General features: G+C 46.3%; 16 protein-coding genes. 10 read left to right on the forward strand and 6 right to left on the reverse strand.

Translation table 11 applies throughout. From position 1 onward, the window contains the following. Positions 1-183: 183 nt before the first annotated feature. Positions 184-372: a hypothetical protein gene (locus ADA01nite_RS11030; protein ID WP_146810024.1), complete on the forward strand. Its 189-nt coding sequence runs from the start codon at positions 184-186 to the stop codon at positions 370-372. Positions 373-449: 77 nt separating this feature from the next. Here ADA01nite_RS11030 and ADA01nite_RS11035 read toward each other — a convergent pair whose 3' ends face one another. Then, positions 450-1,145 carry an LrgB family protein gene (locus ADA01nite_RS11035; protein ID WP_170230235.1) on the reverse strand — a complete coding sequence of 232 codons (696 nt, stop codon included), beginning with the start codon at positions 1,143-1,145 and terminating at the stop codon, positions 450-452. Beyond that, complete coding sequence (locus ADA01nite_RS22040) at positions 1,126-1,500, reverse strand: CidA/LrgA family protein (protein WP_170230236.1); 375 nt, start codon at positions 1,498-1,500, stop codon at positions 1,126-1,128. Before ADA01nite_RS22040 ends, ADA01nite_RS11035 begins: the two co-directional genes overlap by 20 nt. A 211-nt stretch (positions 1,501-1,711) precedes the next feature. Here ADA01nite_RS22040 and ADA01nite_RS11045 point away from each other — a divergent pair, with 211 nt between their 5' ends. Then, complete coding sequence (locus tag ADA01nite_RS11045; protein WP_146810027.1) at positions 1,712-1,900, forward strand: hypothetical protein; 189 nt, start codon at positions 1,712-1,714, stop codon at positions 1,898-1,900. 61 nt (positions 1,901-1,961) lie between these two features. Here the strand turns inward: ADA01nite_RS11045 and ADA01nite_RS11050 are convergent, their stop codons facing one another. Beyond that, on the reverse strand, positions 1,962-2,270 hold the full coding sequence (locus ADA01nite_RS11050) for a MerR family transcriptional regulator (protein WP_146810028.1): 309 nt from the start codon (positions 2,268-2,270) through the stop codon (positions 1,962-1,964). Positions 2,271-2,462: 192 nt separating this feature from the next. On the opposite strand from ADA01nite_RS11050, the gene ADA01nite_RS11055 reads away from it, so the two are divergent. Together ADA01nite_RS11055 and ADA01nite_RS11060 are read left to right on the forward strand one after the other, a co-directional pair. Continuing rightward, positions 2,463-3,305 carry an SPFH domain-containing protein gene (locus ADA01nite_RS11055; RefSeq protein ID WP_146810029.1) on the forward strand — a complete coding sequence of 281 codons (843 nt, stop codon included), beginning with the start codon at positions 2,463-2,465 and terminating at the stop codon, positions 3,303-3,305. Positions 3,306-3,308: 3 nt separating this feature from the next. Further along, positions 3,309-3,500 (forward strand): type II toxin-antitoxin system antitoxin, encoded by a 192-nt coding sequence (locus ADA01nite_RS11060; RefSeq protein ID WP_146810030.1) that lies wholly within the window; start codon positions 3,309-3,311, stop codon positions 3,498-3,500. A 48-nt stretch (positions 3,501-3,548) separates the two neighbouring features. Here the strand turns inward: ADA01nite_RS11060 and kapB are convergent, their stop codons facing one another. Then, positions 3,549-3,935 (reverse strand): kinase-associated lipoprotein KapB, encoded by a 387-nt coding sequence (kapB, locus tag ADA01nite_RS11065; protein WP_146810031.1) that lies wholly within the window; start codon positions 3,933-3,935, stop codon positions 3,549-3,551. A gap of 216 nt (positions 3,936-4,151) precedes the next feature. Here kapB and ADA01nite_RS11070 point away from each other — a divergent pair, with 216 nt between their 5' ends. The 3 genes from ADA01nite_RS11070 to ADA01nite_RS11080 are packed head-to-tail and all read left to right on the forward strand — an operon-like array spanning position 4,152 to position 6,098. Next, positions 4,152-4,568 carry a bacteriohemerythrin gene (locus ADA01nite_RS11070; RefSeq protein WP_146810032.1) on the forward strand — a complete coding sequence of 139 codons (417 nt, stop codon included), beginning with the start codon at positions 4,152-4,154 and terminating at the stop codon, positions 4,566-4,568. 22 nt (positions 4,569-4,590) lie between these two features. Then, on the forward strand, positions 4,591-4,998 hold the full coding sequence (locus ADA01nite_RS11075) for a bacteriohemerythrin (RefSeq protein WP_146810033.1): 408 nt from the start codon (positions 4,591-4,593) through the stop codon (positions 4,996-4,998). 47 nt (positions 4,999-5,045) lie between these two features. Further along, positions 5,046-6,098, forward strand: a complete 1,053-nt coding sequence (locus ADA01nite_RS11080) for an HD-GYP domain-containing protein (RefSeq protein ID WP_146810034.1) — start codon at positions 5,046-5,048, stop codon at positions 6,096-6,098. Between the two features lie 59 nt (positions 6,099-6,157). Here ADA01nite_RS11080 and ADA01nite_RS22045 read toward each other — a convergent pair whose 3' ends face one another. Together ADA01nite_RS22045 and ADA01nite_RS11085 are read right to left on the reverse strand one after the other, a co-directional pair. Beyond that, positions 6,158-6,313 (reverse strand): hypothetical protein, encoded by a 156-nt coding sequence (locus ADA01nite_RS22045; protein WP_170230237.1) that lies wholly within the window; start codon positions 6,311-6,313, stop codon positions 6,158-6,160. Between the two features lie 22 nt (positions 6,314-6,335). Further along, positions 6,336-6,692, reverse strand: coding sequence for a hypothetical protein (locus ADA01nite_RS11085; RefSeq protein ID WP_146810035.1), 357 nt, complete (start codon positions 6,690-6,692; stop codon positions 6,336-6,338). A gap of 522 nt (positions 6,693-7,214) precedes the next feature. On the opposite strand from ADA01nite_RS11085, the gene glpK reads away from it, so the two are divergent. The 3 genes from glpK to ADA01nite_RS11105 all read left to right on the forward strand — a co-directional run bounded on the left by glpK (position 7,215) and on the right by ADA01nite_RS11105 (position 11,873). Then, positions 7,215-8,714, forward strand: coding sequence for a glycerol kinase GlpK (gene glpK, locus ADA01nite_RS11095; protein WP_146810036.1), 1,500 nt, complete (start codon positions 7,215-7,217; stop codon positions 8,712-8,714). A gap of 187 nt (positions 8,715-8,901) precedes the next feature. Continuing rightward, entirely contained in the window at positions 8,902-10,584 is a 1,683-nt protein-coding gene (locus ADA01nite_RS11100) for a glycerol-3-phosphate dehydrogenase/oxidase (protein WP_146810037.1), read from the forward strand. A gap of 155 nt (positions 10,585-10,739) precedes the next feature. Continuing rightward, positions 10,740-11,873 carry a sugar ABC transporter substrate-binding protein gene (locus ADA01nite_RS11105; RefSeq protein ID WP_146810038.1) on the forward strand — a complete coding sequence of 378 codons (1,134 nt, stop codon included), beginning with the start codon at positions 10,740-10,742 and terminating at the stop codon, positions 11,871-11,873. Positions 11,874-11,911 lie beyond the last annotated feature (38 nt).

The raw sequence follows: 11,911 nt of genomic DNA on the forward strand, positions 1-11,911 counted from the left end.
CCCTAATTACAGACAAAAACATTCTACCCGAGTGGAATCGCTGTCTGCGTGGGCAGTTGGAAAAGTTGGCGGAGAAAGCGGAAAACAAAGAACTGATTGGGAACGGCATGGCTTTGCTGAGCGCTTCCGATTCGACAGAGCAGCGCGCCTAAGAATACAGAATGAAGGAAAGCAGGTAGATGAATGAAGCTAACGGAACTGCAAATCGAAGAACGGTTGGCCGGACTTTTCGGTCGGATCGGCAAAACATCCGGGTATTTCGAGGAGGAAGATTATTGCCGATCTTTTCTATCCCATAAAAAAGGCCGCGGCGTCGGAGAGCGGACGCTGCGGCAATTAGAGGGGAGTTTATTAGGAGAGAGATACACCTGAGTGTGATGGTGATATCTTTATTATAATGACCCCCTCTTTATTGTAAGCAAATTCGTTAGATTCCCTAACAAGCTTTTTTAGGATAGAGAGAAGAATGTCAGAAAAGGTGCCAGTAAAGCCATACAAAGTGCCGCCATACTCATTGCTGCGCTTCCCATTGCCCCCTCCGTTTCTCCCCATTCCATGGCGCGCCCTGCTCCCAGTGCTTGTGCGGATGTACCAAGCGCCAATCCGCGGGCTATCCGACTCTTGATGCCGAGCCGTGCAAGCAGGAAAGGCCCTATCGTAAGCGAGAGAATACCAGACAGAATCACAAAGAGAACGGTTAGCGAAGGAACGCCTCCCAGCGTATCAGAGACGGATATTGCAATTGGCAATGTCACCGATTTCGGGATGAGTGATAGAACAATCGCCTTGCTCAAATGCAGTCCTTTAGCCAGCAGTGAGGCGGAAAGGATGCCGGCAAGCGTACCGATAAAAACGCCGCCGATAATAACGGGGAGGTATTGTTTCAGCGAATGTAATTGTTTGTAGAGCGGTACTGCCAGTGATACGGTTGCCGTTCCCAGCAGGAAAGTAAACAAATCTGTTCCCGCAGCATACTGCTGTACTTCGACGGGAAAAACAGAGAGGAGGCAAAGGATTAGCATGGTTACCGTATAGAGGGGATTCAACCATGATTTTCCGAACCTGTGGAATACCTTCCATCCGATAACGTAGCTAAGAATAGTAATCGCTGTACAAAATGAGGTATTAACCATCCATATCTCCATTCGAATGCCTCCTTTTGATTTTTTCGTACCATTCCGCCGCATAGGCGGTGACGAGAAGAACGATAAAGCTACTGATACCTAAAACAATAAGAAGTTTTGCGCCTTCCTTTCGAAAAATTCCCGTGTATTGAACGACATTGATAATCGGAGGAATAAACAGGAGTGTAATATGCTTCAAATGCAGTACGGCTCCCTCTTCTATCCAACTCATTCTACAAACGCCCAGAAGCAGTGCGAAGAAAAGAAGCAGCATACCGAGGATACTGCCAGGCAGAGGGAGGTGAAAGTAGGAGGCAAGAGCGCTGCCGAGTAGATACAGTAAGGCCAGCAGACCGATTTGCAGCACAAGTCTCATTGGAAACCCCTCATCTTCTGTAAATGATGTATTTTCATCATACAGGAAAAACAGAGCCTTCTCAGTCAATCCGTTATATAATCTGACGGATAAAATCTTTATTTCCAAAAAGCGCGTTATATAATGTGACAAATTCCCTGTATATGAGGGTAAAAAGCGGTACGGTAAAAACAGAAAGAGAAAACGAAATCCACTCAAACGGAGGCTGAGAATGAACATGATATGTCCACTATGCTGCGCCGAGAAAGGTTGTACGCATCAGACGAAAGGATTTAACATGGGCGGTGTATGGGAAGACATCATAGACTTCGGGTATCCTTCGTTCCCGGCCTATGCGTTTGACGAGGAAGCGGCGAAATATCGCCACCAGACATTTGCGCAAAGGAGGAAGATTAGCTGAATCCAAACGACAATGCAAAAAGAAACCCTCGGTCTGCGATAAGCAGTGGCGAGGGTCTTTTTTATTTGTTGCGTTGCGGGAAAGCGGCATTGAGCTGACCGCGAAGCATGCGTTCGCGCAGCTCTTTATCTTTGCGAAGTGCCTTTTGTTCCATACGGCGAATTTCTGAGGTTTGCAAACCGTCTTCCATATGATTGGCGATTTGCACCAGCTTCTCTACGTCAGCGAAGGAGAATTTACGCGTGCCACCGGGCGTGCGTTCGGGCCTGATCAGTTTTCTTTCTTCATAATAACGGATTTGCCTTTCCGATAAGCCAGTTAGTTCGCTGACAATCCCGATCGTAATTACTTTCCTATCCTTGTAAGACAATCTGACCTCTCCTTTCCTCCTGCCCTGTTTTTGATTTTAACTATAACATATTTCAGACTATTATCTTTATTCTTTTGTTAGAAAATATGACATAATCAGTGGTTTGCTAATGATATTTACAATTAAATATAAAGATGATATCATTATGATATCATAATGATATCTATATTTTGGGGTAAAGGAGATGCTAACATGAACGAGAAGCAGGCGTGGGCAATAAACGGTTTTATAGGGCTGTTGCTGATTTTGGCGCTGCTTGCTGGTGGACTCTATTTTCTTGTTATGGTTCAAAGCCCTATCCTGGGCTTTTTGTGCATTTTTTTGTCTGTTGTTGCAGCGAGCGGAATATTTATTGTACAGCCTAACCAGGCGACGGTGCTTATTTTCTTCGGTCATTATTTAGGTTCTGTGCGTCGGAGTGGATTGTGGCTAGGCGTTCCGTTTGCGGTACGTCGCAAAGTTTCATTGAAGGTGCGCAACTTCAACAGCAAACGGCTAAAAGTAAATGATGTAGACGGCAATCCAATTGAAATCGCCGCCGTCGTCGTATTCAAAGTGATCGATTCGGCCAAAGCGATGTTCGATGTGGACAATTACGAGCAATTCGTTGAGATTCAGAGCGAGACTGCGTTGCGTTATGTCGCCAGCCGCTATCCGTATGATAATTTCGATAACGAAGGACATTCTCTGCGCGGAAATACAGATGAAATTGCAAGTGAGCTGGCGCAGGAACTGCAATCCCGCCTGGCGGTAGCCGGTGTAGAAGTAATAGAAGCCCGACTGACACATCTGGCCTATGCCACGGAAATTGCCAATGCAATGCTGCAGCGTCAGCAGGCTTCCGCTATCGTTTCTGCCAGGGCACGCATCGTGGAAGGGGCGGTTGGTATGGTGCAGATGGCGATTGAAGAGCTGCAAAGAGAAGGCTTCGAGTTAGACGAGGAAAGAAAGGCGGCTATGATTAATAATTTGATGGTAGCCATTGTGTCCGAACGTTCCGCCCAGCCGGTTATTAATTCAGGATCAATATACTAATCCATGTCGCAAAAGAAAAAATTTCTCCTTCGCATAGATCCGAAGCTGTATGAAGCGTTGGAAGGCTGGGCCGCGGATGAGTTTCGGAGCGTAAATACGCACATAGAATTTCTGCTGCGAGAAGCAGTGCGCAAAGCGGGACGATTACCTTTGCATACCCGAGTGAAAAAAGAAGGGGAAGAGGAAATGGAATAATTATGAAGAAACGGAGCCGGGGAGTTCGGCTCCGTTTCTTCATAATTATTAGAAATATTCGCTGCGTAAGGCCTCCAGCTCGGTCAAAGAACGCTGTGCCCATTCGGAAGGGTCGTTCCGCAGCTTGACGATTTCTTCTTCCAGTGCTTTGCGGAGGGATGCTTCGTATTCCGGTACTTCTCCGCTATAAGGACGCACTGACGCAAGCGGTACGGATGCCTTTTCCTGATAAGACAACGCACGTCGCTGATGGAACAATGGAACGTTAATCTGACCCGGGTGATGCAGATCTCCCTGCTCTGGATGTTTTTGTACGGCGAGAATTTTGACTACGGCTACGCGAGGCGGATATAACTCCACGAGTTCTCCGATATAATTCCCTGATTTATATGAAGCAGTGACCAGGTCGCCTGGACTGAGTTGCAAGTTGGTCATAGGCATCTCCTTCCTTTTCTTTTAGCATACCATATCTTTTGCTCGCTTATCTAATAACAGCATGGTAGCAATCTTTTTTAATGTACTTATATAGTCTTAAAGTAATAAAAAAAATATAAAAAACAGGAAATAAACATATGATTATAGTACTGTTTTTTAGTATAATCAAATAAAAATTGGATAAAAATTACTGGGAATGAAAAGGAGGTATAGGGCATGGAGATAGAGTGGACGGAAGATTTAGAAACAGGAATTGGCATTGTAGATGATCAGCACCGAGAATTGTTTGGCCGTATACGCCATTTTTTTTCTGCAGCAGACCGACGGGACCCTGATGTGACACTGCAGACGGTGGATTATTTGGCAGAATACGTGATCGAGCATTTCAACGCGGAAGAAGCAATTATGATTAAACACTCGTATGAAGGATTCCCCGCACACCGTGATCAGCACTCCGGATTCATTAAGAATATTTATAGAGTTAAGCAGACGATTGTTTCCGAAGGATTATCAGATGAACTTATCCAAAAGTTAAGGTGTGACCTGATAGACTGGCTGGTTAATCATATCCAGGTAAGTGACAAGCAATTAGCGGATATTCAGCAGAAAGAAGTTTCGCGCTACAAATGGTAAATCCGGATAAGGGGGAGCGGAGATGGAAATAAAAAAAGTCGAATTTACCGAAGAATTGCAGACAGGCATTCCGTTTATCGACCATCAGCATGAACAATTGATTGATCGGATGAATATGTTTTTGGATGCTGTCGAGGCGCATGATGAGGAGTTTGTGGAAGATACGGTAGAATATTTGCTGCAGTATACATTGTATCACTTTAAGAGTGAAGAAAATATAATGCTGCGCCATCTGTATGAAGGGTTCGAGATGCACCGCGATCAGCATTCCGTTTTTATTAAACGAATGTTTAAGATGAAATTGCAAATTGAAAACGAGGGAGTTACCCCGGAAGTAACCCAGTCTTTGAAGGATGAGCTGTTGGATTGGCTTATCAATCATATTATTGCCCAGGATAAAAAACTGTCGGCTATCGAGATGGAAGTTTAAACGTAACCAGTGATTATTTCACTAAGGATAGAAAGGCAGGAAAGAAAATGGACCGTGTACCTGTTCGTGAATTGCGTCCAGGCATGGTAGTGAAGGAAGATGTGGTTTGTCCGCGCACGAAGACAACGTTGGTAAAAGCGGGAGTGACATTGAACGAAGCGATTATCATGTCGCTTGTGAAACGCTCCATCCTATCCATTGCCATTAGTGACCGTTATACCCTGATGTTGAATCCGATTGATTCGCTGCGGAAAAAATTGCTGCAGATGGCTGAAGAACGAATGGCGCTATATGCGCCGAATGACCGGGGAGCGAATTTGAGCGATGAAGTGTATGACGTCTCTCGGCGCATTCTTCCGATTATGCATCAAATCTTTGCGAACGAAGATCTTCTCTCCTTATTGATGGAACTGCGTGTATTAGATAACGATGATTTTTATAACCATATTGTCAATACGGGTGTCTTGTCGCTGTTAATTGGCGGATTGATGAATTTCTCGGACGAAGACTTGTATTGCCTTGGCATGGGGGCATTCCTCCATGATGTGGGATTGAGGGAGATGCCGTTTTTAATTGGAGGTGGAGGACAGGAGCTTAGTAACTACCAGAAGGCGCAGTTTGCCGAGCATTCACGCTACGGTTATTACATCCTAAAAGAGATGGGAATGCCGGAAGCAGTAGCTGATATTGTACTCAATCATCATGAACGATGGGACGGCAGTGGGTATCCGCACGGAAAGAAAGGGAAAGACATTCCGCTTGGCAGCCGGATTCTGGCTGTTGTTGAGGAATATGACACGATGGTCAATATGGAGGGCAAGCTGCCCAAAGAAGCGCTTGAGAGGTTGATGGAAGGAAAGAATGTCTACTTTGACGGGAAAATCGTAGACGTATTCTGGAACAATATCGCCGTCTATCCCCTGGGCTCTCTTGTCTCCTTATCTACAGGAGAAACCGGAGTTGTCATCAATGTCCGTAAAAACAGCGGGATTAAGCCGATTGTGAAAGTATATTTCAACCGGGTAAACCGTCCGATGAAGCAGCCGAAAGTTATCGATCTTGCGGAAAACTCCGACATTTTCATAAAGAAAATATTATAGGAGAAACGTAAAACACTACCGGACAGTATTCTCTTCTGTCAGGTAGTGTTTTTTTTCGGTTATTCGTCGTGGTTAAGCGCATCCTGATGCCGGCGGTCATTCGTGTCCTGCTGGATTTGTTGGGCATGAAAACTACTTACTTTAACCTGATCCAAATCTTTTACGACATTTTGAAGGTTCTTATCCACATTCTTTGCTTCGTTGTTATTTTCCATGTTTATTCCTTCCTTCTTTGCACTATGGGTTGGTCAGAGGATGGAGAGTCTGGGCACACTCATGAATATTGCGCATGTACTCTTCAGAGAGATTCCGAATATCCGGTGTCGGATTGATGACCGTATCGCCTTCGCGCTGAATGTTTAGCAGTGTGACCTGTACTTCGCGCGGGTCGATGTATCTGCATCTATATTCGAATTCATAATGGTTATGGCCTGCCGTGTTGATGTGAATATGGAGCGCATCTTGAACCAATGGATCGTTGTAGACCTCGACCTTGTCCGTTGGTTTAAACGTTGCAGGCAGGGCTTGCTGCCAGGCTGTGAGCAGTTGTTCCCGCTCGACAGACATGCTTGTTTCTTTGCTCATTGTTAACACCTCCCCTTATCTTAGCGTGTGAAACACGAAAAGCTTTTATACCGCACAATAAAAATCGGAGACGGCGCTCGACAGCGGAGCGATTGCCGTAACCACTTCGCGCCGTGAGATTTGGAAGCATTTTTCTTTCGAGCAGTAGACGGTTTGCGTTCGGGGAGGATGTAATGTTCCAATAAACAATGGTTGACAGTGCTTTCTGTTTTCGATGTAATAGGGATGTACAAGTTAATCATGGTGACGGAGATACTGGAGATCCACAGTGCTTCCCTATGCTTCATAGGGATGTTTGCTGTGGATTTTTTGTATTTTCATCGAAAAAGCAGGGGGAGGGACACAGGATGTCACCGTTTTTAGGAGAAATAATAGGTACCATGCTTTTACTCATTTTGGGCGACGGTGTAGTTGGCGGTACTTAAATCCGGCAGTTACAGGGCTTCCCGCCATCGGTTTTTGTTCTACAAGCTGCTTTTTGTTGCTTAGAATACAAAAGACGGAAAATTCATAAAAAAGGAGTAATTGTTTATGGAAAAGAAATACGTGTTGGCTTTAGATCAGGGAACAACCAGTTCCCGTGCGATCCTGTTCAACAAACAGGGTGAAATTGTAACCATTGCACAGCGCGAATTTCCTCAATACTTCCCGAAGCCCGGTTGGGTGGAACATAATGCGAATGAAATTTGGGGTTCGATTCTTGCGGTAATTGCGGAAGCGCTTTCGAATACGAATAGTAATCCAAAGGAAATTGCGGCCATTGGAATTACCAATCAGCGGGAAACAACGGTCGTATGGGACAGGCATACGGGCAATCCGGTGTATAACGCGATTGTCTGGCAGTCCCGTCAGACCTCAGATATTTGTGAAGAATTGAAGGAGCAGGGCTACTCCGATATCGTGCGCGAGAAAACCGGTTTGTTGATTGACGCGTATTTCTCTGGAACGAAAGTAAAATGGATTCTGGATAATGTAAAGGGAGCACGGGAGAAAGCTGAAAAAGGAGATCTGCTGTTTGGTACGATTGACACGTGGCTTATCTGGCGACTGTCCGGCGGCAAAGCGTATGTAACCGACTACTCGAATGCTTCACGGACGCTCATGTATAATATTTATGAACAGCAATGGGACGACGAATTGCTCAAAATGCTCGATGTACCGCGCAGCATGCTGCCGGAGGTGCGTCCGTCCTCTGAGATATACGGTGAAACCATGGCTTATCATTTCTTCGGCGAGCGTGTTCCGATTGCCGGGGCGGCAGGCGATCAGCAGGCGGCTCTGTTTGGCCAGGCCTGCTACGAGAGAGGCATGGCGAAGAATACGTACGGTACAGGCTGCTTTATGTTAATGAATACTGGAGAGACAGCGGTGAAATCGGAGCATGGCCTTTTGACGACGCTCGCCTGGGGAATTGACGGCAAAGTAGAATATGCGCTTGAAGGCAGCATTTTCGTTGCCGGTTCTGCAATCCAGTGGTTGCGTGACGGTCTGCGTATGCTAAAGTCGGCAGCCGACAGCGAACAGTATGCGGCACGAGTGGAGTCGACCAATGGCGTCTATATGGTGCCCGCCTTTGTCGGGCTTGGTACACCATACTGGGACAGTGATGTGCGCGGTGCAATCTTCGGATTGACGCGCGGTACGGAGAAAGAACACTTTATTCGTGCCGCGCTCGAATCGCTCGCATACCAGACAAAAGACGTGCTCTCTGCCATGGAAGCTGATTCCGGCATTGAGCTGAAGACATTGCGGGTGGATGGCGGCGCGGTGAAAAACGATTTTCTTATGCAATTTCAAAGCGACATTCTGGGCGTGCCGGTGGAACGTCCGACGATTAACGAGACGACTGCATTGGGTGCTGCCTATCTGGCGGGACTTGCTGTCGGTTTCTGGCAAAGCCGTGATGAAATCGCAGCCAAATGGCAGATGGAAAAACGGTTTGGCGTTCAGATGGAAGAGAGTGAACGAGCGGTGCTTTACGAAGGCTGGAAGAAAGCCGTCGAAGCAGCCAGGGGGTTTAAGTTGAAATAAAACGTAAAATATGCTACGCTAAAATCGACAAAATTTAGAAGTTAATATCGGTCGGAGAATTGGAGAAGACCACAGCAGATCCTTTGAATAACGGAGGATCTTGTTGTGGTCTTTTTGTTTTCGGGAAAAGATAAACGAAATGGTTATACGGTACTTATACAATACTTAATCAGGAGAGTGAAGCAACATGAACCAACCGTTTGCAAGCGGGAATCGTCCGCGGATTTTGCGTGAGATAGAAAAACAGCAGTTTGACGTTCTTGTCATCGGGGGAGGAATTACAGGTGCCGGCATTGCGCTGGATGCACAGTCGCGCGGCATGAAAACAGCGCTTGTGGAAATGCAGGATTTCGCCGCAGGAACGTCCAGCCGCTCTACTAAGTTGATACACGGCGGTTTGCGTTATCTGAAACAGATGGAGTTCAAGCTTGTGGCCGAAGTTGGCAAGGAGCGTGCCATCGTATATGAGAATGCGCCGCATGTAACTACTCCGGAGTGGATGCTTCTGCCGATAATTGAAGGTGGCACATACGGTAAGTTTGCCACATCTATCGGTCTGCGTATTTACGATGCGCTTGCCGGTGTGAGAAAGAACGAACGCCGCATCATGTTGAGCAAAGCAGAAACGCTTCAAAAAGAGCCGCTGCTGCGCACAGATAAGCTCAAAGGCGGCGGATATTACGTAGAATACCGCACGGATGACGCCCGCCTGACGATTGAAGTCATAAAGGAAGCGGTGCGCCGCGGCGCCCAGGCGGTCAACTATGTGATGGCGGAAGACCTTTTATACGAGAACGGCAGGGTGGTGGGCATCGTGGCTGTTGACCTGCTGAGTGGAGAAAAGCATACGATCCGGGCTAAAAAAGTAGTGAACGCTGCTGGACCGTGGGTCGACAAAATCCGTGAAAAAGATGGATCAAGAAAAGGCAAACGCCTGCATTTGACTAAAGGAGTACATCTAGTTATCGACGGCAAACGATTCCCGCTTCGCCAGGCCGTATACTTCGATACGCCGGACGGCCGCATGGTTTTTGCGATCCCGCGTGACGGCAAAACATATATGGGTACGACAGATACGGATTATCACGGCGATATCGCCAACCCGAAAATGACGGTAGAAGATCGCGACTATATTCTCCGTGCGGCGAATTTCATGTTCCCGACGCTTGCGCTGACAGCAAAAGATATAGAGTCCAGCTGGGCGGGCCTCCGTCCGCTTATCCACGAAGATGGAAAATCTCCGTCAGAGCTATCCCGTAAGGATGAAATCTTCATCTCTGAATCCGGGCTCCTGACGATTGCCGGCGGGAAGCTGACCGGATACCGAAAAATGGCGGAGCGCATCGTCGACCTGGTGGCTTCACGGTTGAAGGAAGAGGGAGCAGGTTCCTATCCGGGCTGCTTGACCGATAAAATCCCTCTTTCCGGCGGTAATATAGGCGGTTCGGCTAATTTTGAATCGTTTGTGCAAAGTCAGGTGAAAAGAGGCATTGCCTCCGGCTTGTCTGCAGAGGCGTCGGAAAACCTGGCTCGTCGCTACGGTACCAATGTGGAACGCATCTATACAATCATCCGCGAACGCGGAGAAGAAGCGGCAGTATCCGGCCTGCCGAAAGATGTCTTCGGTTCGCTTGTTTATGCGATGGAAGAAGAAATGGCAGCTACGCCGGAAGACTATTTCGTTCGTCGTACCGGCGCTCTGTATTTTGATATAAACTGGGTAAGGCAATGGAAAGAGCCGGTGACGACGTACATGGCCCGGGTACTGGGCTGGAGTGAACAGGAGATGTGGCGGCACCGCGAACGTCTGGAACAACTTATCAAAGATGCTACTGTTCCGCAAATCAGTGCAGTGCCCCGGCATGCTTAATTTAATACAGCATAAATAATACAAAAATAAGCTGAAGCAGTCTCTGCTTCAGCTTATTTTTGTATTGTTAGCCAGCGTGTAAGATATGAAAAAAATAGTATAATTAGATTGATATTTCAGTTATTTCAAAAAGATTACGCAGAGGGGAGATTTTATTGGATAAAAAAATGAGCCGCAGAGAGTTTCTTAAACATGCATTACACTTAGGAGCGGCAGGCTCTTCTCTATTTTTGTTTGGAAACATGTTAGCAGGTTGTGCGATCAATGAAAAAACAAGCGAACGCAGTTATGCAACGAGAGAAGACGCCGTTTCTATCGCCTATCTCAATAAAAGTCTCGGTTACTATTTTTTTATCATTCAACAGGAAGCGTTAAACCGAGCCGCCGATGCAAGGGGATGGAACTTCGAAGCGTTAGTAGCCGACTTATCTTTTGTTCAACAGCGCAAACAATTCGAACACTATGTCACCCAAAGAAAGCAGGCTATTATTCTTGATCCTATTGACAGTCATGGAATGGCCGAGTTGTTTAACCATGCAAAAGACAGGCATATCTTTATCGGTGTTATTGATACGCCTGTAACAGCGGGGAAAGTCGATATAACGGTAACATTTGATAATTACAAAGGCGGTCAGATGGCCGCAGAAAAAATAGTCAAGCTTTTAGAAAAAAAGTACGGAGAACCACGGGGCTATGTTCTTAATTGCTACGGAGAATTAAGCAGTATTGCCTGGAAGCTGCGCCGCCAGGGGTTTGAGCAGACGTTGAAAAAGTATAAGGATATTACCCTTATTAGTATCCCGACCGGAGGCGACATTATAAAAATGCACGATGTAACCATCGATATTCTCGCCAAATATCCGTATATTGATGCGATACATGCTCCTTCTGAAACACCGGCACGCGGCATCTATCAAGCAATGAAAGAAAAAGGAAAGCTATACACGTCAGAGCATAAGGATCACATCATCTTCGTTACCATAGACGGGGAACCGCTTGCTCATCAATGGATTAAGGAAGGGATATTGGATGCATCGATTTCACAGGATCCTATCGCCTACAGTGAAATATGTGTGGAATTACTTAACAGATATGTGCTGCACGGAAATCCGGTGCCAGAACATGAGTACCGAAATGAAAAGTATTACTGGGAGAAGGCTGATGTAATAGTAGGTCCTTCAGGTCCGTGCCTAACCATTCCTCCGTTTGAGATTAACCGATATAATGTCAATGATCGCAGGTTGTGGGGGAATATCGCTTATAACGAATGGGGGATAACATATCAATAGAATTTTATAAATGAATATAATGTAGATAAGGAGAGAGG

The organism is Aneurinibacillus danicus (genome assembly GCF_007991215.1).
GTDB classification, from domain to species: Bacteria; Bacillota; Bacilli; order Aneurinibacillales; family Aneurinibacillaceae; genus Aneurinibacillus; species Aneurinibacillus danicus.